This window comes from Gordonia malaquae, from assembly GCF_037148075.1.
In the GTDB taxonomy this organism is placed as follows: domain Bacteria; phylum Actinomycetota; class Actinomycetes; order Mycobacteriales; family Mycobacteriaceae; genus Gordonia; species Gordonia malaquae.
In genome coordinates this window covers 1,172,983-1,194,396 of the sequence record NZ_JBBCUB010000001.1, presented here as the reverse complement: position 1 = coordinate 1,194,396, position 21,414 = coordinate 1,172,983, and the positions used below count along the sequence as shown (strand labels likewise).

Below are 21,414 nucleotides of genomic sequence, written 5' to 3'. Positions count from 1 at the left end.
CTGGTAGGCATGGCGAAGGCGCAAGACAAGAGCAAAGAGGCGAAGGCCGCAGCGAAGGCCGCCCGCAAGGCGGCGAGCAAAGAACGCCGGCAGCAGATCTGGCAGGCGTTCCAGATGCAGCGCAAGGAGGACAAGGCCCTCATTCCGCTGATGGCGGCCGTGATCCTCGGTGTGACGGCGATCTTCGTCGTCTTGAGCCTCTTCGCCTTCGGACCGCTGTGGATGATGATCCCGCTCGGCCTGATCCTCGGTGTACTGCTGTCGTTCATCCTGTTCGGCCGCCGCGTTCAGAAGACCGTGTACAAGAAGGCCGACGGACAGCCGGGCGCCGCCGGATGGGCCCTGGGCAACATCCGCGGCCAGTGGCGAGTGCAGCAGGCCGTCGCCGGAACGTCGCACCTCGACGCAGTGCACCGTGTGATCGGCAAGCCCGGCGTGATCCTCGTCGCCGAAGGCCAGGCCAGCCGTGTGAAGCCGTTGATGTCGCAGGAGAAGAAGAAGGTCGCTCGCGTCGTCGGCGACACCCCCGTGTACGAGGTCATGGTCGGCGACGGGGAGGGCGAAGTCCCACTCGCCAAGCTGGAACGCTACATCCGCAAACTGCCGAACAACATCGACCGCAATCGCATGGAAGCCGTCGACGGCCGACTGTCGGCGCTCAAGGCCAAGGGCGGTGCAGGCGCAGCTCTCCCCAAGGGTCCGATGCCTCAAGGCGCCAAGATGCGCAGCGCTGCACGTACCGTTCGTCGTCGCTGACGAACTTCCGCGCTACGACGACGGGCGACTCTCCTACCAGAGAGCCGCCCGTCGTCGTTTTTGGGGATCAGTCGAGGGTTCGGTAGATCGCTGATTCGAAGTCGAGGTATCCACCGATAGATACCGGATCGACGAAGGGGAGGATCTGCGTCGCCCACATGCCGGCGACATCGTTGCGACGATCTATCCAGTAGTACAGGTTCGCCAAGCCAGCCCAGCCCAGCGAGCCTGCTGACCGGCCGGTCGGCGCGTCCTCTTCGTTGACCATGAAACTGTAGGCCCAGGTCTTTCGTTGACCTGGAAAGAACTCGGCGTCGTGAGACAACTCGGGTTCGACGCCCGGAAGCATGGTCACCTGCAGATCCCCGAGACCGTTCTGCACCGCAGCTTCGATGGTCGATCTCTGGACGACTCGTCCGAACTCGCCGTCGCCGTCGTTGAGCCACATCCGCAGGAAGCGCATGTAGTCGGGCACCGTCGAGTAGAGGCCGTGCCCGCCCATCTGAACCTCCGGCTCCTGCGGCAGGACCAGACCGGTGGGCGCCAGCGCTCCATCGTCGGCACGCTGGTGAATCTCGGCCCGGCGATCCGCCATCGAAGGCGACATCGTGAACGCTGTGTCCGTCATTCCGAGTGGCGCGAAGATCCTTTCAGCCATTACGTCTCCGAGCCTGCCGCCTCGAATCGCCTCGACGACAAGGCCTGCCCAGTCCAGGTTCGATCCGTAGTTCCATCGGGTTCCCGGATCAAATAGCAAGGGCGTCGCGATCGAGTCCTTCGTCCCCGTGATGATGCTCGGTTGCCCGCGGTCGACGGCCAATCGGTGATAGTCCTCATTGAAGAACGGGTACCCCAAGCCCGCCGTGTGCAGCAGCAGCATCTTGGTCGTGATTGCAGTGCGAGGTGCTCGAAGCACCGGTTCACCGGATGGCTCGAATCGGTCGAGAACTTGTAGGTCCGCGATCTCGGGCACATACTCAGATGCGGGTGCATCAAGGTCGAGCAGGCCCTCCTCCACGCATTGGAGTACCGCCGTCGCCGTGATCGCTTTGGTGGTCGAGAACATCGCGAACACTGTGTCGTCTGTCATTCGCTGGGCTTCGCCGAGGGCACGCACGCCGGCCACCTCGATGATGGATGGCCCGTTCGACCGGGTGACAGCGGCGACCACTCCCGGTACCCGTCCGCCCAGGTCGGCGTCGGATGTGATCCCGGTGAGAATCGTGCGAACGGCGACAGTGACTTCGCGCCTCCACTCCGAGACTTGGCTGTGATTGTCGGTCATCGGTCCTCCTGGACGGTCAAGGTGATCTTCACCACGAACGCTAAGTCAGGCGTCGACACCGCCATGTCTGCAATCGGCACGTGCCGTCCTCGACCGGCAAACGGTTCAGGCAGTGCGTCTTGCAAGAGTCTCCGACGGCAGCTCGCCGAATCGCCGACGGTACGAAGATGCGAAGACGCCCAAGTTGACATAGCCCCAGTTCCGCGCCGTGGCTGACACCGTCGTATGCCCGGATGACAGGTCGCGGTACACGCCTTGGAGCCGCTGTTCGATCAGGTAGCTACGCGGCGTCATGTTCAGATACTTGCCGAACGCACCGCTCAGCGCTCTGGCACTGACGCCGGCTATCTGAGCCAAGTCGAGGACGGTCGGCAGTTCCCGCGCATGTTCGTGGGCGTACTGTGCCGCGAGCCGAACGTACCGGGGCGCGGTGACAGCCGGACGACTCTCCAAGTCCAGTTGTGCCCTCCTCGCCCAGTCTTCGAGAAGTTGAGCGCCGATCATTTCCTCAAGGTGCTCGCCGATCCGACCGCTGGAGACTGCGTCCGGTGCTGCCGCAGCCGTGCGGGACGCGTACGCCAATAGCGCGAGCCACGGACTGCCCTCGCCACCCACTACGCAGCCGTGACGCCACAAACGGTCGTCCGGCACATGTCCCCACCAGCGGAGGGCGAGGTCGGCGAGAAGACCATGCGGGATCGTCAGGTTGAGCTGCAGGTGGTCGGGGTCTGCAATCAGTCGATAGTCGGCTCGACTGCAGTCCGTGACGTACGTCTGGCGAGCGGTGACTTCTTGCTCCGCAGCATTCGCGGTCACGTGACGTGTGGCACCTCGCAATGTGGTGAGAACGAGCACTTTCCCCGCGTCGGCGTCGAAACTGTCCAAATCGACCTCGATTCCGTAGCTGAACCGAGTGAGCGTCATCTCACCGATCGGCACCGAGAACATCGTCGACTTCGGAGTGACAGCACGGCCGACAGGTCGTACACGGAAACTCATGTACTTCTCGTCTGTCCACGCACGAACCCGGTCCCAGTCGGTCTCCGTCGCTGAAACCGATTGACCGCAGCCCGCCCGAGCGACAGTCGGCCGAGGGTCGAGGTCAGCATGCATCCAGTCAGATTAGTTCGCGGACCGACGCAGGGTTCCGGTTACGCCATTACCTACCCACGACCCGGTACCAGCGCGCGGCGTTGGACCAGAGCACATCGTCGATGAGGTCGTCGCCGACCGCTTCATGAACCAGGTCGAGATCGGAGTCGACGAACGGGCGCGGGGCACGTGTCGACGGCAGGTCCGTTCCGACCATCAGCGCCCCGGGGTCCACGTCGACGATCGCACGCATCGCCGTCACCGGGTCGAGTTCCACACGGCCGAACCCGGTGGCCTTCACTCGGACGCCGGAGTCGACCAGCCTCAGCACGTCGGTGAATCCATCCGCCGACAAGCCGAGGTGGTCGATGCTGATCGCGGGAAGTCTGCGGAGCGTCGGCGCGAGTGCTGCCAGATCGTTCGAGTCGATGTACAGCTCACTGTGCCAACCGACGAGCGCGTGGACGCGGCACGCCAACGACTCGAGTTCGTCGAGGGACGCCGATCCCCCGCGTCGCACGTTGAACCGGACCGCCCGCACACCGAGGCCGTCCAACTCGACGATCCGCGCGTCAGGGGTGTCTGCGGGAATCTGGGTGACGCCGACGAACTCGCCGGGCAGAGACGCCAGAGCGTCGAGAAGGTACGCCTGGTCGAAAGCCTGGAACGACCCGGACACCACGGCGCCGCCCTGCACGCCGAGGTCGCCGACCCGGCTCATGTAGTCCGCGGTGGTGAACGGCGGCGGCAGGTATCCGCTGTTCTCGACAAGCGGGAAACGCGGATCCACGATGTGCAGATGCGCGTCGAACAGTCGGCGAGTCACCGTGCCTCGACGATTCCTGATCGCCGCACGACAAAATGCTCCTCCTGAGGAGCCGCAAGCATGCGGTCCAACGTCCGCCTGTCGAACGGCCACAGGTCGATCCCCGACCCGGTCTGATACCAAGAGTTGCAGCCGGTGTTCCACACGGTCGGTTCCATCGCCTCGGCCACCTGCGCGTTGAACTCGGCCGTCGCCTCCTCGGTCACCTCGACCTGGTCGACGTCGCCGGACCGGAACCTCTCCAACCACGCGATGATGTACGTGGCGGTCTTGGACGCGGAGTGCTGCAGTGAGATCGAACCAGTCGGCGAATTGGGACCGAGCACCGTGAACAGGTTCGGGAAGCCTGGAATCGCGGTCATCCGGTAGGCGCGCGGACCGTCGTTCCAGGCGTCGTCGAGCCGCACACCGTCGCGTCCGACGACGTTCATCGGACGCATGTAGTCGTGCGCACGGAAGCCTGTCGCCAGAACGATCACGTCCATGTCATGGGTACGGCCGTCCTCGGTGACGATGCCGCCAGGGACCACTCGGTTGATGCCTGAGCTGACCACCTCGGTGTTGCGCGCGTTGATCGCCCGGTAGTACGACCCGGACAGGACCTGTCGCTTGCACAGCGGCTCATAGTCAGGGGTCAGTTGATCGCGCAGCGCACCCGATCCCACCTGCGCGCGCAGTGAGAGCTCGGCGTACTTCTGCACGGCGCGGCGACGCCAGGTCGGTTTTGTGACGACGTCGACGAGGATGCCGGCCCCTTTCAGCAGGACACTGTGGAGCGCGTCCTGAATCGCAGGCGCGGCGCGGAAGAGCCTCGCCACACCGGGCACCGCAGGGAGATGCATCGGCGCCCACAGAATCCACTGCGGCGAGCGGACGAAGTGGGTCACCGAGGCCGCCTCCGGCTGCAGTGCGGACACCACCTGAACGCCCGTCGAACCCGTGCCGAGGACCGCGATGCGCTTCCCCGCGGTGACCAGACCGTCGTCCCAGCGCGCGGTGTGCACGACGGGTCCGTCGAACGTGTCGAGGCCGTCGATGTCGGGGTACGCCGGGTTGTGCAGGACACCCGTCGCGCAGATGACGAAGTCCGCGACGTGGACGTCGCCCGCCGAGGTGGTGACCGTCCACTCCCCCGACACGTCGTCGAAGACTGTCGAGACCACCTCGGTGTCGAGGCGGATCCGGTCGGCGAGACCGAACTGCTCGACGACGTCGCGATGGTACTGCTGTATCTGCGGCCCGGTGGCCCAGATCCTCGACCAATCCGGTTTGGGCGCGAACGCGAACTGATAGATCTCCGACGGCACATCGCAGGTCAGTCCGGGATAGTGATTCCAGTACCAGACTCCCCCGACGTCTGAGCCCTTCTCGAGTACGACGAAGTCGGTGAATCCTGCACGGTCGAGATGGTGGGCCGTGGCGATGCCCGCGACGCCCGCACCGATGACGACGATGCGCGGTTCCCTGCGACTGCTCATGCGACTGCTCCCTCGTCGAGTGCACGGCGAACGCTGTCGGCCGCGGAGATCATCGACTGCTCGAAGGCCTCGGCGCGTTTGTCGCGCGCCATGAAGTTGGGACCGAGGCCACGCAGGTCACGCGCGTCGGGCGTGATCACCACGACCTCGGTGCCGCGTGCCCGGACCGTTTCCACTTCTCGCCACATCACGGTCGACATCGGCTTGCGGAGGAGGAACCGCTCGAGGGCTCCGCCGACACCCGGCCCGGAGACCGCCCCCGCCGACGCCATCGGCGCGAGGAGATAGATCAGGTCTGCGTCGTCGGGCCCCACGAGATCAACCGATGCGGTCGACGCCGCTCCGCCGTCCACGTACGTGCGACCGTCGATCTCCACCGGCGGCATCCAACCGGGGATCGCCCACGACGCGCGCAGCGCCTGGCCTGCCGTCGCAGCGGGTGACCCCGGCGCGCCGAACGCGACGCGTTCGCCGTCCTCGGGTCGGTACGCGACAAGCCGTACCCCGTCGCGCTCGAACCATTCCCGACCCCCGGTCGACGCGTCGGCGAGACGCTGGAGCCAGGCGGTGTCACCACGACCCCGCGGGGCCACACCCGTCAGTCGCGAATGCCCCGGACCCCCAGCTCGAAGGGCCGACAGGCTCGGCAACGCCGGTGCGGGCAGTTTCGGAAGCGACGATGGGCAGTCGGCGAGATGGCCGCAGAGCACCGAGTTCGGCGGATTCCCCTGCTGCATCGCGACGAGATCGGCCACGCTGTGCCCGCCCGCGAGCATGGTGACGATCTCCGCTCCGGCAGAGGTCCCCTGGAGGATCGACGCCGACGCCGGATCCCAGCCCGTCTGGTCGACGAGGTGATGCAACGCGGCGATGGTCCATGCACCGCCGATGGTGCCGCCACAGCCGATGACAAGTGCGGTGCGGGTCATGCGCCGGCCTCCGACTTGTCTGCCGCATGATCACGGGACTGGCGGTCGATCCGGTCGAGGTATGCGCGACGTTCCCCGGCATCCAACGCCATGGCCTGGCGCTCCCCGGCGAAGCGCCGAGCGATTCGCTCGATGAATTCGGGGACGAACGCGTCGACGAGCACCCAGCCCGGCGCTATCCAACCGGGCACGGAGGTCCGGGGCGCCCGGACGCGGACGCTGCGGACAATGGCGCGCGCGACGTTTTCCGGGTCGACTGTCGGCAGGACTCCACCCAGTTTGGCTCCGGATGCCAGTTCGGTGCGGACCGCCGACGGCAGGATCGCCGACACAGTGACTCCGGTGCCGTCGTACTCGCGGCGCGCCGCCAGGGACGCTCCGAGCGCGGCGTACTTGCTCGCGTTGTACGTGACCATCCCCGGCAGCGGGATCATTCCCGCCAACGAGGCGACATTGATGACGTGCCCGACACCCGCATCGCGCATCAGCGGCAATACTGCCCGCATGCCGAGGAGGAGACCACGGACATTCACGTCGAGCATCAGGTCCGTTGTCGCGTCCGACTCGTCTTCGAACGGGCCCACCGGCATCACGCCGGCGTTGTTGACGAGAACGTCGATTCGTCCCGCTTCACCGATCACCGTCTCGACGAATCCCGTCCACGACGAATGAGACGTCACATCCACGTGGGCCGAACGGATGCCGAGTCGGGCCGCAGTCTGTGCGGCGACGTCGGCGTCGACGTCGCCGATCCACACCTGCGCTCCGCGACTGGCGAAGAGTTCGGCGGTCGCCGCACCGATGCCGCGGGCGCCGCCGGTGATCACGACGACGGCGCCGTCGACGTCGATCGCCGGATTGGACGAGTTGAGGAATGGCAGCTTCATCATGTCAACGATCATTGTTCAGATACTGCAAGTATGTCAATACCCTCGGTATGCGGACGCTATGATGATCCCATGCCACCGGAGACCGCACGCATGAGCCGATCGGACCGACGAGCCAAGACCGTCGCCGATCTGGTGACGACTGCGCGGACCGCGTTCCTCCGAGACGGATACGCCGCCACCAGCCTCGACGCGATCGCGGAGGCCGCAGGCTATTCGAAGGGCGCCGTCTACTCGAACTTCAAGGACAAGCCGACGCTGTGCCGCGCCGTTCTCGTCGACATCCACGACGAGAAGATGGCGGAGATCGCCGATCTGGCGCCCGGCGACGGCGAGGTGGACCCGATTCGATTCGTGGACGGTCTCGCCGACTGGCTTCGACGGTCCCTCGGCGACATGGAGTGGACGATGCTCGAGTTCGAGTACGCCGCCCTCGCCCGTAACAATCCGGACGTCAAGGAGTCGATCGCGACCCTCCGTTACGAGATCAGCGAGACGATCGCGGCGCAGCTGACCCGAGTGTTCGGCGATTCCCTGGCCATCAGCGACGCATTCGGCACGCCGCACGACATCGCCGACCTGATTCTCAGCACCGGCATCGGCCTCAGCGTGCAACGCGCGATCGACCCCCGAGTGTCCGTCGAGCCCGCGATCAGCATCCTCACCGCCGTGGCCGCGCTGCTGCACGAGATGTGAGAGAACTTCGGCACTCCCTACCGCGCATGGCGCGGCAGACAGTGCCGAAGTTGAGAGGTCAGAGGGTCAGCGAGTGCGGACGAGCGCCGTTCCGGTTGCGCGATCGTGCATGCTGCGTCCGTTGAGGTCGGCGATGAGGGCCGGGACGACGAAGAACACGATCACCTGGCGGACCAGAGCTCGGACGAAGCCGACGGCCGCCCGCGGCTCCGTGCCTGCGGCCTCCGCCGCGTTCCGCTTCGCGCCGTAGTCCACGCGTGCGACGCGCATACCGGCCAGATACTGGCCCGGCGTGAAACCGAACAGACTCACGGCGATCAGACCCATGACGAACCACATGATCGCCTGGACCGGCGACGCAGCGCGCATCGTCATCTCGAAACCGCTGGCCATCCCCTCTGGGCCACGAACGCCGACGATGAGGATGGCGACGCCGCCCGCGATCAGCCAGTCGGCGATGATGCCTGCGAGTCGCTGCCAGCCCGAGGCGAGAGCACCGACGCCCGACTCGGGAAGTCCGAGATCTTCACCGCGGAACCGGTTTCCTTCGGCACCCGGGATCTGTGGCCCCGACAGCCACGTCCCCGCGGCACGTCGAGTGGATCCGGAGTCACCGCGTGAAGTCATGCCTTCATCGTAGTCAGCGTGCAGCGAACACCAAGTTCGGTGGCCGACGCCACACGCACACGCCCCGAGTACAGCTAATCTGTAACACGTCGTCCGTGACGTAACACGGCGGAAACATTCGCTTGACGCACGGGCAACCTCACCTCCATAGATTTCATTGGTGAGATCCGGTGCCGTCGCATCACGGCGGCCTCGGAATGCGACCAGAGGTTCTGGTCGGATGTTCAGTAAGGAGTCAGGCCAACCGTGTACAACACGAACGAAGAGCTGCTCGAAGGAATCCGCACATCCGGTGTCGAGTACGTCGACATCCGTTTCTGCGATCTGCCGGGCACAATGCAGCACTTCTCCATCCCCGCCGCTGCATTCACCGAAGACGTCTTCACCGAGGGCCTGGCATTCGACGGTTCGTCGGTCCGTGGCTTCCAGTCGATCGACGAGTCGGACATGATGCTGCTGCCCGACCCGGCGACCGCGCGCATCGATCCGTTCCGCAAGGCCAAGACGATGAACGTGAGCTTCTTCGTCCACGACCCGTTCACGCGCGAGGCCTACAGCCGCGACCCGCGTAACGTCGCCCGCAAGGCCGAGGACTACCTGCGTTCGACCGGCATCGCCGACACCTGCTTCTTCGGCGCCGAGGCCGAGTTCTACATCTTCGACTCCGTCTCGTTCAGCTCCGAGATGAACTCGACCCACTACGAGGTCGAGTCGGAGTCGGGCTGGTGGAACTCCGCATCGCCGACCAACCCCGACGGCACCCCGAACCTCGGCTACAAGGTTCGCCCCAAGGGCGGTTACTTCCCCGTCGCACCGTACGACCACTACGTGGACCTGCGCGACGAGATGTCGACCAACCTGACCAACTCGGGTTTCGAGCTCGAGCGCGGTCACCACGAGGTCGGCACCGGCGGCCAGGCCGAGATCAACTACAAGTTCAACACGCTGCTGCACGCCGCTGACGACGTTCAGCTGTTCAAGTACATCATCAAGAACACGGCGTGGCAGAACCAGAAGTCGGTCACCTTCATGCCGAAGCCGCTCTTCGGCGACAACGGCTCGGGCATGCACGCCCACCAGTCGCTGTGGAAGGACGGCAAGCCGCTGTTCCACGACGAGTCGGGCTACGCCGGACTGTCGGACATCGCGCGTCACTACATCGGCGGCATCCTGCACCACGCACCGTCGCTGCTCGCGTTCACCAACCCGACGATCAACTCGTACAAGCGTCTGGTTCCCGGCTACGAGGCACCGATCAACCTGGTCTACAGCCAGCGCAACCGCAGTGCCTGCGTGCGCATCCCGGTCACCGGCAACAACCCGAAGGCCAAGCGCGTCGAGTTCCGTTGCCCCGACAGCTCGGGCAACCCGTACCTGGCCTTCGCCGCCATGATGATGGCCGGCCTGGACGGCGTCAAGAACAAGATCGAGCCGCACGAGCCCGTCGACAAGGACCTCTACGAGCTCCCGCCGGAGGAGGCCAAGGGCATCCCGCAGGCGCCGACGTCGCTGGCGGCGGTCATCGATCGCCTCGAGCAGGATCACGACTACCTGACCGCAGGCGGCGTGTTCACCGAGGACCTGATCGAGACCTGGATCAACCTCAAGCGCGAGAACGAGATCATGCCGGTGCAGATCCGTCCGCACCCGTACGAGTTCTCGCTGTACTACGACTGCTGATCTCTAACCTGCTAGGACTGCCTGTCAGTCCGCAGTGAGTACGCAGTGAAGTCGACCCGCTCCGCAATCACTTCCCGATTGCCGAGCGGGTCGACTTGTCTGCGTTGAGCCGTACAACACCCGGTCGGTGGCGGAAGTTCGCAGCCCGCACAATCCCATGCCGACGCCAGAACGATGCAGCCCAGCATCGTCGCGACGCGAAACCTAGCGTCAGCGAGTTAGCTCTAGCCTGGTGTTTGATGTCAGCTGCTGCCACCAAACACCAGGCTAGACGGCGAAAAACTACGGCTTGAGCAGGATCTTGCCGGAACGGCCCGCGGTCGCGTTGGCGGCGACGGCGTCGCGGACCTTCTCCAAGGGGTAGACCGCCTCGACAGGCAGGGTCAGTTCGCCCGCGCCGACGCGGTCGATGAGCTCGGCCATGAGTTCGGCGTTCCGCTTCCGGTCCATGGTGGCGCTGACCGTGCTGGCCCAGAAGCCCTTGACGGTGGCCTGCTTGAAGATGAGGTCACCCGACGGGATCTTCACGACCGGCGACTCCATCGCCCCGAACACCATGAGCGTCGAGTTCTCACCGAGCAACTGCATCATGTCGCCCGTCGCGCGACCGCCGACGGAGTCGACACCCGCGATGATCGGCGCGTCGCCGACGATCGTACGCACCTTGTCCTGCCATCCCTCCTCATCGGTCGCGACCGCACGATCGATTCCGATGGCGGCGAGCTCCTGGACTCCTGCGCCTCGACGGACCAGGCTGATCACGTTGACACCTCGGGCCGCTGCGAGCTGAGCAAGCGTGCGGCCGACCGCACCGTTCGCCGCATTCTGAATGAGCCACTGACCCGCGCTGAGGTTCAACTGGTCGAGCAACGTGATCGACGAGTACGGCATCGCGAGGAGCTGGGCGGCGTCCTCATCGGACAGGGTGTCCGGGACCGGAATCAGCCCTGTCGCCTTCGCGACGAAGAACTCAGCCCAGGCGCCGAACTTCTGCCCGGTCGCTACGCGCTGCCCGACCGCCAGATTGTCGACGCCTTCGCCGAGCGCATCCACGACGCCGACGGCCTCGGTACCTGCCTGCGCCGGCAGTTCCGGCTTGAAGCCGTACTCGCCCCTGATCGTCCAGAGATCATGGTTGTGAATCGGCGACAGCACGACGCGGACCCGTACCTCGCCGGGGCCCGGCTCGGGAGTCGGGATGTCCTCGACGCCGAGGATCTCTTCCGGCGTTCCGAACTGGGGGTATTTGACGGCGCGCATCGGCTGGCCTCTCTCAACGGTTGACTGTGGTCGTCCTCCACCGTACGTCCGCTGTCATACTATGACAAGTACGTCATCGAGTGCCGTTGTTGTCACTGATAGGCTCCGATGCATGACTCCAGAGGGAACGGGCATGAGGGCACGCGCACGCGAAGCCGTGACGTGCGCACTCGCCGACCTCGCCCTCGACATGTTCGATGAACACGGCTACGACGCCGTGACCGTCGCCGACATCGCCAGGGCCGCCGACATCTCCTCGCGCAGCTTCTTCCGCTACTTCCCCAACAAGGACGACGTGGTGTTCGGCAGCCGCATGCCGACGGCACAGGCAGTCGTCGACGCCTACCTCTCGCACCCGGGAAGTCCATGGGAGGCGCTGCGGCTCACGTTCCGCGGCGCCGGCGTCGAGATGGACTTGGTGGCGGACTCGTGGAAGCAGATCATGCGGATCATCTCGTCGAGCTCCGAGCTTCGTGCGAAGAACCTCGAGCGACACATCGCGTGGGCGGTGGCGCTCATGCCGCACGTTGAGAAGTCCATCACCGACAGCAATCCGCGCCGCCTCGCCGACATCACCATCAATACCGCCCTGACCTGCTTCGACGTCGCGTTGCGCACATGGAGTCAGAGTGACGGAGCCACTCCTCTCGCCGAGATCATCGACGACATGTTCGCCCAGGTACAGGTCCCCGCCGCCGGCTGACCCTCACGCGTCGGCGAGCGGCGCTTCCGCCGGAACGGTGAACGCCGGATCAATCGGGAGACCCGCCACGGGGGCTCCCACGAGCGCAACCATCCGGTCGATGTCGGCACCGTCGCCCGCCGTCGGGCCGAATACGTTCGACGCGACCTCTGACACCCGGGGAAGCACGGTTTCAGCCCCGTCCCCCGGAACGAGAGGAGCCGACAGCCCCGCCGCCAGTTCAGCATCCTGGACGTCGGGTACGACCACCGGAGGCAACGGAACCTGCTCGGCCACACCGACCTCAGGAACGACGATCGCGTCGACGACGTCGGCGACGGTCCCGACGACGGCATCGACCACCTCGACAACCGCGACGAGGATCGCCTGCAGATCCACGATCGGAGGAAGCACAACGGCACCGATTCGTGGCGGCAGCACCCACGCGACGATCGGCGGGAAGTACGCGGCCAGCGGTGTCGGTCGATACGTCGTCGCGATCGGCGCCGGTGTGATGAGCAGCCGATTGACAGGGTCGAACACGTCGTAGGGCGTCGGAAGCCCCGGCGCGGGCCTCGGCACGTCCGCGGTCGGGATGTACGGTGCACGCCGGACCGTGTGCAGCCGACCGTCGTCGACGGTGTGCGGTGCGGCGAAGTAGTCGCCGTGCGCTCCGTAGACGAGGTAGCCGAGAAGGTTGTTGATGAAGCCGATCGGGTCGAGAATCGGATTGGGCGCAGCGCAGATCCCGTCGTTGGTCTGGCAGACCTGCGTGACAGGGATGTTCCGGGTCTGCGGCCGTGGCCCCATCATCGGGAATCCGGGCACGAACGACGGCAGCATCGCCATGACTCCGGGTCGGACCGGATCAGGCCTACGTGGATCGGAATAGAGGACGCAACTCGTGTTGCGCGACATCACCGGATCCGAGTCGAAGGTGTTGCACACATTGCCGGTGACGAGGGCCCCTTGAGAGAAGCCCACCAGGCGGATATGCGATCCAGGGCATCGTGCGCGGAACGAACGTGCCGCACCACGAAGGTTCCGTTCACCTTCCGCAGTCGACTCCGCCCCGCTGATGTTGCCCCCGACCGGCGAGATGCTCGCGCTGTAGCGAACCTTGGTTCGCTGCGTGTCGGCCGGAACCGACTTGCCCATCGCACCGAGTCGAATGCCGTCGGGCTGCGCCGCTCCTCCGGTGGAGAACTCCATCACCCGCGGGCAGTTCGGTGCCGCCGACGTGATCCCGACGTTGGTCGGCAGCAGCGGGAGCAGAAGTCCCGCCGCAAGCGGCACGAGTATCCCCGGTCTCCGAATTTTCATGCGGCAGAGCGTATTTCGGGCCGACACCGGTGCATATAGTTAAAACAGTGATGCGCAGCACTCGGCAGATCGGCGTCCCCCATGTAAACAGTTAGGGTCGACTAACCGAGATCTGGGAGGGGGTTTCGCAAGGTCGCGACATGAGGCACACCGACCCTGAATCACGCCGTTAACCCGATGGAAAACTGCGACGTGCACCTTGTGACGGACACCTCACCATAGCCAGCTAACATTCCGCGCATTCGGACCGACACTCACGAGACTGCTAGCGTCGAACCCTAAATATCACGTGGAGAGTTCGATGACCGAAGGGACGAGATGAGCGGACGGCATCGCGCACCGTCGGATGACGGCACCGAGTCGCGGCGCACACCGATCGTCGTGGCTCTCGCCGTCGTCACGATCGTGGCAGTCGCGGTCGGGGCGTTCCTTGTCCTCCGACGCGACCACGGTGGTCCCTCACCTACCGCCCCGCCGACCACACGCTCGCGCGCTGACATCGAGGCTCGACTGAACGCGTCATTCGACGCTCTCCGCTTCCGAACCCCGGTCGGTGTGGCCATCGTTCCCGTCGGAGGCGGCACGCCGCTCTTGTTCGGCGATCAGACCGTCCATGATGCGTGGTCCACGATCAAGGCGCCTCTCGGTCTGGCTGCTGAACGCAAGCACGGCATGAGCCGCACCGAGGCGAACGCCGTCGTCGACTCCGACAACAACTCCGCCCGGATCCTCACCAAATCGCTCGGCACCCCCGCGGAGGCTTCCGAGGCTCTCGCCGACGTGCTCCGCGAAGGCGGCGACACGGTCACCGTCCCGCCTCCACATCGCGGTTCGACACATCCGATGCTGGGCGAGACACAGTGGTCGCTTGCCGACTCCGGCACCTGGACGGCGAATCTTCCGTGTATGACGGGCAGTGACCACATCCTCGAACTCATGCGTGACGTCGCCGATGTGCAGGAATGGGGCGTCCGACGACTCGGGGACGAACGGACCGCCGTCAAGGGCGGGTGGGGACCCGACGCAGACGGCGGGTACGTGGTTCGGCAGATCGGCGTCGTGACTCTCCACGACGGTTCGCAAGTCGCCGTCTCGGCCAGCACCCACACTCCGAGGATGACGTTCGAAGCGGGAACAGCGACGCTCGACAAGGTCGCGGAGTGGTTGAAGGCCGAATTCGACAGCCTTCCCGGCGGACGTTGCCACTGACCGTTTACTGTGTCGCATATGAACAGCCCTTCGGTCGGACCTGTCGACTACCTCGTGATCGAGTTCCCCGACGGCGCCGTGTCCGCCGGAGGTTTCGCCGCTCTGCTGGAGCGTGTCGACGCCGGTGTCGTCTTCATCGTCGACATCGAGTTCTTCCGCCGGGACGACGCAGGGGTCACGACCGTCCCCGCACACGACTTCGGCGTGGTCGACGGCCTCGACTTCGGCGACTTCGACGGTGCCGCAAGCGACCTGCTCGATGCCGACGACCTCGCATCCGTCGCCGATGCCCTCACCCCCGGCTCGGTCGGAGCGGTCATCGTGTACGAAGACTTGACGATGGCTCCGGTGGTTGCCGCATTCAACGCGGCAGGCGCTCGTCTCGTCGCCTCCGGTCCCGTGTCCACCGACGATCTCGACGCCGCCCTCGGCGACGCCTGACCATCCCGACCGAAGGAGACGAATTCATGGGCATCCTCAAGACCGCTGCACGTGCCGCCGTCGCAAGCTCAGTCCACGGCCGCGTTCAGCGCCGCCAGCAGCAGCGATGGGCGCATCAGGACGCGACCGCCGCCGCGCAGCCGGTTGTTCACGCACCTGCTCCTGTCGTGGCTGCCGCACCGGTCGCACCGGCGCCCGCGCCTACTGCAGGCACCATCGACGACCAGCTCGCCCGACTCGCACAGCTCGGTCAGCTCCGCGACACCGGCATCCTCACTGACGCTGAGTTCGAAGCGAAGAAGGCGCAGATCCTCGCCCTCTGATCGGCCCGGCGACCCGCCGCCGGTACGCTTGCCGATCATGAAGCTCAAGCCCCTGATCCTGGTCCCCGTCGCAGCGTCTGCGCTCGTTCTCACCGGTTGTTCGTCGACAGACGACTCCGCATCCGAGACCACGTCACCGACGGCGGCTCCCACCACGTGCCCGACCGATGTGCCCGCGTCCACGACGCAGGCCGACTGGGTGCTGCAGGGCACGAAGGGTTCCATGGAGGTCGTCGCGCCGACGGACGCCAAGGCTCCGCTGATCACGGTGAACGGAGAGTTCGAAGTCGGTGAGACCACTGTCAAGACACTCGTTCCGGGCACCGGTGCCGATGTCACCGCGGACTCGTTCGTGAGCGTCTGCTACGCGGGAGTCAACGGGCGCGACGGCAAGATCTTCGACAGCGCGTTCGAGTCGGGATCGCCCGCGTCGTTTTCGCCCACGGGCGTTGTTTCCGGGTTCGGCCAGGCGCTCATCGGCCAGAAAGTCGGCGCCAAGGTCGCCGTGGCCATGACACCGGCTGACGGGTACGGGCCGAGTGGACAACCCGCCGCAGACATTCAGGGCACCGACACTCTCATCTTCGCGCTGTCCATCCTCGACGCGAGCTGACGTCGAGCATCGGGGTCAGCCGCGCAGTTCGCGCCTGAGGACCTTGCCTGTCGCTGTCTTCGGCAGTTCGGTGACGACGGTGAATCGCCGCGGCCGCTTGTAGGCGGCGAGTTGTGTCGCGGCGAACGCCTCGATCTGGGCGACGGTCGCGGTGGCGCCGGACTCGAGAGCGATGAACGCGCTGACCACTTCGCCGCGCGTGTCGTCGGGCACGCCGACCACCGCGGCCTCGGCGACTGCGGGATGCCGGTACAACACATCCTCGACTTCACGCGGCCACACCTTGTAGCCGGCTGTGGTGATCATGTCCTTGCGCCGATCGATGAGGAACACCCAGCCGTCGCTGTCGCAGAACCCGACGTCGCCGGTGTGCAGTGCTCCGTCGACGGGGCCGTCCACGACCGCCCCGTCACGCCAGTAACCGGGACTCACCTGTGGTCCGGCGATCTCCACTTCGCCCACCACGCCTGGGCCGACGGGCGTGCCGGAGTCGTCGACGATCCTGCACCGTGTGGGGGCGAGTGGCACGCCTATCGAAAGTGCTCCCGACTCCGGATCGATTCGCCCGACTTCGCCTATCGGGGTGGCGATCGCAGGCGACGTGGTCTCGGTCAATCCGTACACGATGCTGAGCTCTCGGCCGGAGCGCGCTGTCACCCGGGAGGCGACGGCCGCCGAGACGGGGGCGCCGCCGGTCGCCATCCATTTCACCGACCGGAAGTCGTCGGCCCCGTCGGATGCGTCGACAAGCGCGACTATCGCACTGATCGCGCCGACGATGAACGCGGGCCGATGATCGCGCACCGCCTGCACCAGGAGTGTCGCGTCGAATCGGTGAGACAGAATCAACGGCGCGCCCACCCGCAAGGACAGCGCGAGATGTCCGACGATTCCGGTGACGTGGAAGAGCGGCGTGATCGCAAGGACTTCGTCGTCCGCGGTGATCGACGTCCACAGTCGATAAAGTTCGGCGGCCGCCGTCAGATTTCCGTGCGTGATGACTGCCGCTTTGGGGACGCCGGTCGTCCCGGACGTATAGAGCAGGAGTGCCGGATCGTCCGACGCCGGTGCTCTGCGCATCCGCGCCGAACTCGGCGACTCGGGAGCCGACCGCCAGTCGTCAGCGGACGTGAGCACAACCGTCACCACGTCGGTGTCTCCGCCGGAGATGATCGGCTCCGCACCGGCCGAGTACAGCTCGTCGAGGCAGACGAGCGCACGTGCACCGGTGTCGACCAACGCGAACGCCAGCTCACGCTCGGTGTACATGGGGTTCAGCGGGACAGCCGTCCCGCCCGCCTTCCATGCCGCGATCACTGCGACGACAAACCCCGGATCGTTCTGGCAGAGGACTGCCACACGATCGCCGGGGCCGAAACCATCGTCGAGGAACCGCTGCGCGAGGTCATCGGAGAACAGGTCGATCTCTCGCGCCGTCAGCGTCGTGTCGAGGTATCGGACCATCGGCCGATCCGCACCGGCGGCGACAGTCGCGGTGAACATCTCGAGGCCCGAAGTCGGCCGCGTCAGGTCGGCCGCGTCGTCGATCATCAGCGTGCTGCTCTCATTCCCCGTCGTCAGTGACAGTCGGCTCTCGCACCGCGATTGTAGGCTCCGACGCTGTGTCCGCGTTGGGGTTTCACGGCCGGGTCGCACCCGAGATCGGTTGCGGCCAACTACGGTTGACGCATGTCCGATCCGCCGACACAGGCGCAGCTGATGATCCGGCCGGCGCGTGAGCTGTCCGGGATCTCGATGCGCGAGCTGGCGCGACGTATCGGTGTGAGCGTCGGGACGATGAGCGGCATAGAGACCGGCAAGACAATGGTCAGCGCGGAGCGACTCACCACGATTGCGACCGAATTGGGGACGACCGTCGAATCGCTCGCCGAGATCGTCTCCCCGACTCGGGTCGACGACGCCGTTCCGGCGTTCGATTGGCGGGTCTTTCCCGACCGCGACCTCGACCCTGCGCTTGCAGCGGCGATCCGATGTTTTGTCGGCGTCGGCTATCACGGTGCGACGATGCGCACGATCGCGGCGGAGGCCGGCCTCAGCGCGGCGGGCGTCTATCACCACTACCCGAGTAAGCAGTCGCTGCTGACGGCGGTGTTCGACCTGGCGTACGCCGAGCTGGCCGCGCACACCGACGCCGCTGCCGCCGATGCGGACTCCCCCACAGTGTCGTTCGGCAATGTGTGTGAAGCAGTCGCACTGTTCGCCGCCACACGTCGTGACGTGATGCTGATCGTCCTGGCCGATCAGGCGAATGTCGATCCCACCGACAAGGCACGAGTGCAGTCTTCGTCGGACCGACTGGTTCGAAACGTCGAGCGGCTGGTCGACGAGATCGGAGTCGACGATCCGTCGGCCACTGCGCGCGCCGTCGTCGACCTGTGCGGGAGCGTCTGCCGCCTCGACCCGACCGCGGATCCCACGACTATCGCACGCCTCTATCGACAGTTCGGTCTTCGGCTCGCGGGAGAGTGAACCGACGACTCTCCGCCCGACGGAGAGTGTCGGGCGGAGTGTCGATGGTGCGATCGGCTCAGGAGCGTGCGATGACCTCGTCGCGCAGCGTCCGGCGCAGCACCTTTCCGGTGGCAGTCTTCGGGAGTTCGGCGATGATCTCCACTGACCGCGGGTACTTGTACGCCGCCATCTGAGCCTTGCAGAACTCGACGATCTCCTCCCCCGTCGCCGACGCTCCCGGCCGGAGCGAGACGAACGCCTTGACCGTCTCACCGCGGTACTCGTCCGGCACACCGACGACCGCGGCCTCCGCGACTGCCGGGTGCCCGTACAGAACGTCCTCGACTTCCCTGGGCCACACCTTGTACCCGGACGCGTTGATCATGTCCTTCTTCCGGTCGACCAGGTAGAACCAGCCGTCCGTGTCCATGAATCCGACGTCGCCGGTCCGGAGTTCCCCGCCCGGCATCGACTCCGCTGTCGCCTCGGGTCGGTTCCAGTACCCCGGAACCACTTGCGGCCCCGACGTCGCGAACTCCCCGACCTCTCCGACGGGAACGTCGTCGCCGTTGTCGTCGATCACTCGAACCACCGTGTTGAACACGGGCACGCCGACCGAGAGTGCCCCCGACTCGGCGTCGACTGGCGCACGGACACCGAACGGGACCGCGTGCGACGGCGAATTGGTCTCCGTGAGGCCATAGATGTTGTGGATGTAGGCCCCGAAGACTCTCTCGAGACGGTCGGCGACCGCAGGTGCGATCGGCGCACCACCGGAGTACAGCGCCCGCAACGATGCGAAGTCGCCGGCCTCCGCGCCACCGGAGTCGGCGAGTGCGATGTACGCGGTGATCGCTCCGACGGTGAATGTCGGACGATGCTCGCAGATCGCCTCGACCATGACGTCCGGCGCGAACCGGTGAGTCAGTACCAGCGGAGCGCGGAGCAGCGCCGCGATCATCACGTGCCCGACCAAACCGGTGATGTGGAAGAGCGGCGCGACGCCGAGCACCACGTCGTCTCCGGTCAGGCCCATCCAGTCGCGATAGGTCTGTGCGTTGAAAGCAAGGTTCCCGTGAGTGTTGAGCGCGCCCTTCGGCTTTCCCGTCGTCCCCGACGTGTACGTCAGGACGGCGAGATCGTCCGCCGTCGGTGCGGCCGCGGGCCGTACAGCCGACCCGTCATGCTCCGCGATGATCGCCGTCAGCGACGACGTTCCGGCTGGGACGTCTGACGTCTGTCCACCGAGCACACGACGATCGTCGCGTGCCTGCCCGTCGAGCGCGGACACTGTGACGACCGTCCGCACCGCGGTGGTTCCCTCCGCGACCACCTCGCGCGCGACGTCGTCGTAGAGCTCGTTCAGTGCGAGCAGAGCGACGGCACCCGAATCCTCGAGGAGGTATGCGAGTTCACGCTGCCGATTCATCGGGTTCACCGCGACCGCTGCACCGCCCGCTTTCCACGCCGCCACCAACCCGATCACAAATGCGGGATCGTTCTGGACGTAGAGCGCCAGACGGTCACCCGGTGCGAATCCGTCGGCGATCAACGACGCAGCCAGAGCGTCGGCCGCGGAGTTGATCTCGCCATAGGTCAGCACACCGTCGAAGTACTTGATCGCGGGCGCGTCCGCCGCCTCAGTGGCCGCCGACACGAAGATCGCGAGAGCCGACTCGTTGGCGAGTGCGATGTCGGCGGGCCGGCCTTGCGAGTAGAGCGCGAGCCAGGGTCGGTCGGTGTACACCGTCACTTGATCGCCACCGGGTTGACCGGAGACCCCGTCGCACGGTGGATCTTGAGAGGCGCCGCCACGTAGAACGACGTGTAGCGACCGTCGTCCGCCGAGTCTGCGGCGAGCTTCTCGAGATCGCAGATCTCGGTGAACGTGACGCCCAGGTTCCGCATCAGCGCATTGTGCAGGACAAGGGCCACACCGCTGTTCGGATCGAACGTGACCTCGTTGGCGATCGTGTCGGTGACGAGGTTGGGGATCTCCATGTCCTGGAACCACTCGACGAGTCCAGGCGAGTACACCAGACCGGACTCGCAGAAGTCCTCATAGAACGCATCGCCCTTCTCGAAGAACAGCTGCAGATGATTCGTTCGGATCATCAGGATGTCGCGCTTGGCGATCGGCGTGCCCTGCGCCTCCGCGCAAGCGATGAGATCCTCGTGCGTGAACGTCTCGCCCGGTTCGAGGTAGTCCTTGCCGCGGAAGCGCGCCATGTCGAGGAGGTTGGCCCGGCCTGCGACGCCCCGCTGTGCGATCGGTTCGACGCTGGCCTTCTCGAGACCGCCGATGGTGGTGCGGGCGTCGTAGCCGTTCCAGATCTTGCCGTCGTACCAGACGTGTCCCAGAGCGTCGTACTGCGTGGATCCCTGGAGGAAGGCGTTCAGCTTGTCATCGGCGTAGTGCAGTCCGCCGGGGAAGGCCGGCCCGTCGCCGCCCTCGTCCCAGTGTGATTCGTCCAGGATCATCTCGCGGGTGGCGGGGCTACGGCCGGGCCACACCGGATCGCCGTTCGGGTCACCGATGAGCCGCTGCAGAGTGAACAGCTCGCCCTTCTGGATCTGGGCCGCGCCGGCCACGACCTGCTCCGGCGTCAGATAGTTCAGCGAACCGACCTGGTCGTCCGGTCCCCACTTGCCCCAGTTCGACGGGGAGTCGGCCAGAAGCTCGGTAAGGTCAGGAGCATCGGTCATGGGTGTCACCTTCCAGGGAATGAACACTCGCCCACCGAGCGTTCGGTTTGTTCAGGTGTGACCACAGTCACCCGTCCGGCGGCGATTGTCAAGGGTTCACCGAAACGTTCCGCGAATACGCAGGTAGAA

Annotated in this window: 21 protein-coding genes; 9 read left to right on the top strand and 12 right to left on the bottom strand. The window is 65.8% G+C overall.

From position 1 onward, the window contains the following. The first annotated feature begins 9 nt into the window (after positions 1-9). Complete coding sequence (locus tag WFK36_RS06040) at positions 10-756, top strand: DUF4191 domain-containing protein (RefSeq protein WP_008376824.1); 747 nt, start codon at positions 10-12, stop codon at positions 754-756. Between the two features lie 67 nt (positions 757-823). On the opposite strand, the gene acmB is transcribed toward WFK36_RS06040, so the two are convergent. The 6 genes from acmB to WFK36_RS06010 all read right to left on the bottom strand — a co-directional run bounded on the left by acmB (position 824) and on the right by WFK36_RS06010 (position 7,256). Further along, a complete protein-coding gene (gene acmB, locus WFK36_RS06035; RefSeq protein ID WP_336790589.1) occupies positions 824-2,041 on the bottom strand; it encodes a methyl acetate hydrolase AcmB in 1,218 nt (405 codons plus the stop codon). A gap of 105 nt (positions 2,042-2,146) precedes the next feature. Continuing rightward, positions 2,147-3,154 carry a helix-turn-helix transcriptional regulator gene (locus WFK36_RS06030; protein WP_336790587.1) on the bottom strand — a complete coding sequence of 336 codons (1,008 nt, stop codon included), beginning with the start codon at positions 3,152-3,154 and terminating at the stop codon, positions 2,147-2,149. A gap of 46 nt (positions 3,155-3,200) precedes the next feature. Further along, positions 3,201-3,959: an amidohydrolase family protein gene (locus WFK36_RS06025; protein WP_336790585.1), complete on the bottom strand. Its 759-nt coding sequence runs from the start codon at positions 3,957-3,959 to the stop codon at positions 3,201-3,203. Next, entirely contained in the window at positions 3,956-5,437 is a 1,482-nt protein-coding gene (locus WFK36_RS06020) for a flavin-containing monooxygenase (RefSeq protein WP_336790583.1), read from the bottom strand. The genes WFK36_RS06025 and WFK36_RS06020 overlap by 4 nt, the downstream gene beginning before the upstream one ends. Continuing rightward, positions 5,434-6,366: a patatin-like phospholipase family protein gene (locus WFK36_RS06015; protein WP_336790581.1), complete on the bottom strand. Its 933-nt coding sequence runs from the start codon at positions 6,364-6,366 to the stop codon at positions 5,434-5,436. Before WFK36_RS06015 ends, WFK36_RS06020 begins: the two co-directional genes overlap by 4 nt. Next, positions 6,363-7,256: an SDR family oxidoreductase gene (locus WFK36_RS06010; RefSeq protein ID WP_336790580.1), complete on the bottom strand. Its 894-nt coding sequence runs from the start codon at positions 7,254-7,256 to the stop codon at positions 6,363-6,365. The genes WFK36_RS06015 and WFK36_RS06010 overlap by 4 nt, the downstream gene beginning before the upstream one ends. A gap of 69 nt (positions 7,257-7,325) precedes the next feature. Between WFK36_RS06010 and WFK36_RS06005 the strand changes: the two genes are divergently transcribed. Continuing rightward, positions 7,326-7,949, top strand: coding sequence for a TetR/AcrR family transcriptional regulator (locus tag WFK36_RS06005; RefSeq protein ID WP_336790578.1), 624 nt, complete (start codon positions 7,326-7,328; stop codon positions 7,947-7,949). Positions 7,950-8,015: 66 nt separating this feature from the next. Here WFK36_RS06005 and WFK36_RS06000 read toward each other — a convergent pair whose 3' ends face one another. Then, positions 8,016-8,576: an RDD family protein gene (locus WFK36_RS06000; RefSeq protein ID WP_336790576.1), complete on the bottom strand. Its 561-nt coding sequence runs from the start codon at positions 8,574-8,576 to the stop codon at positions 8,016-8,018. 246 nt (positions 8,577-8,822) lie between these two features. Between WFK36_RS06000 and glnA the strand changes: the two genes are divergently transcribed. Beyond that, the gene (glnA, locus tag WFK36_RS05995; protein ID WP_008376831.1) at positions 8,823-10,256 is read left to right on the top strand and encodes a type I glutamate--ammonia ligase; all 1,434 of its coding nucleotides are present in this window, start codon (positions 8,823-8,825) and stop codon (positions 10,254-10,256) included. A 282-nt stretch (positions 10,257-10,538) separates the two neighbouring features. On the opposite strand, the gene WFK36_RS05990 is transcribed toward glnA, so the two are convergent. Further along, positions 10,539-11,516, bottom strand: a complete 978-nt coding sequence (locus WFK36_RS05990; protein WP_336790574.1) for a zinc-binding dehydrogenase — start codon at positions 11,514-11,516, stop codon at positions 10,539-10,541. 112 nt (positions 11,517-11,628) lie between these two features. Between WFK36_RS05990 and WFK36_RS05985 the strand changes: the two genes are divergently transcribed. Further along, on the top strand, positions 11,629-12,219 hold the full coding sequence (locus WFK36_RS05985; RefSeq protein WP_336790572.1) for a TetR family transcriptional regulator: 591 nt from the start codon (positions 11,629-11,631) through the stop codon (positions 12,217-12,219). 3 nt (positions 12,220-12,222) lie between these two features. Here the strand turns inward: WFK36_RS05985 and WFK36_RS05980 are convergent, their stop codons facing one another. Beyond that, entirely contained in the window at positions 12,223-13,521 is a 1,299-nt protein-coding gene (locus WFK36_RS05980) for a cutinase family protein (RefSeq protein ID WP_336790570.1), read from the bottom strand. Positions 13,522-13,839: 318 nt separating this feature from the next. Between WFK36_RS05980 and WFK36_RS05975 the strand changes: the two genes are divergently transcribed. The 4 genes from WFK36_RS05975 to WFK36_RS05960 are packed head-to-tail and all read left to right on the top strand — an operon-like array spanning position 13,840 to position 16,107. Continuing rightward, positions 13,840-14,730, top strand: a complete 891-nt coding sequence (locus WFK36_RS05975; RefSeq protein ID WP_336790568.1) for a hypothetical protein — start codon at positions 13,840-13,842, stop codon at positions 14,728-14,730. An 18-nt stretch (positions 14,731-14,748) separates the two neighbouring features. Beyond that, positions 14,749-15,171 (top strand): DUF6325 family protein, encoded by a 423-nt coding sequence (locus WFK36_RS05970; protein WP_040519454.1) that lies wholly within the window; start codon positions 14,749-14,751, stop codon positions 15,169-15,171. Between the two features lie 26 nt (positions 15,172-15,197). Beyond that, on the top strand, positions 15,198-15,494 hold the full coding sequence (locus tag WFK36_RS05965) for an SHOCT domain-containing protein (protein ID WP_336790565.1): 297 nt from the start codon (positions 15,198-15,200) through the stop codon (positions 15,492-15,494). Positions 15,495-15,531: 37 nt separating this feature from the next. Further along, positions 15,532-16,107 carry an FKBP-type peptidyl-prolyl cis-trans isomerase gene (locus WFK36_RS05960; protein ID WP_336790563.1) on the top strand — a complete coding sequence of 192 codons (576 nt, stop codon included), beginning with the start codon at positions 15,532-15,534 and terminating at the stop codon, positions 16,105-16,107. Between the two features lie 15 nt (positions 16,108-16,122). On the opposite strand, the gene WFK36_RS05955 is transcribed toward WFK36_RS05960, so the two are convergent. Continuing rightward, the gene (locus WFK36_RS05955) at positions 16,123-17,658 is read right to left on the bottom strand and encodes an AMP-binding protein (RefSeq protein WP_336790561.1); all 1,536 of its coding nucleotides are present in this window, start codon (positions 17,656-17,658) and stop codon (positions 16,123-16,125) included. Positions 17,659-17,796: 138 nt separating this feature from the next. On the opposite strand from WFK36_RS05955, the gene WFK36_RS05950 reads away from it, so the two are divergent. Beyond that, positions 17,797-18,597 carry a TetR family transcriptional regulator gene (locus WFK36_RS05950; RefSeq protein WP_336790559.1) on the top strand — a complete coding sequence of 267 codons (801 nt, stop codon included), beginning with the start codon at positions 17,797-17,799 and terminating at the stop codon, positions 18,595-18,597. Positions 18,598-18,655: 58 nt separating this feature from the next. Here WFK36_RS05950 and WFK36_RS05945 read toward each other — a convergent pair whose 3' ends face one another. Together WFK36_RS05945 and WFK36_RS05940 are read right to left on the bottom strand one after the other, a co-directional pair. Then, positions 18,656-20,332 (bottom strand): AMP-binding protein, encoded by a 1,677-nt coding sequence (locus tag WFK36_RS05945; protein WP_336790557.1) that lies wholly within the window; start codon positions 20,330-20,332, stop codon positions 18,656-18,658. Further along, positions 20,329-21,285, bottom strand: coding sequence for a cyclase family protein (locus WFK36_RS05940; protein ID WP_008376842.1), 957 nt, complete (start codon positions 21,283-21,285; stop codon positions 20,329-20,331). The genes WFK36_RS05945 and WFK36_RS05940 overlap by 4 nt, the downstream gene beginning before the upstream one ends. Positions 21,286-21,414 lie beyond the last annotated feature (129 nt).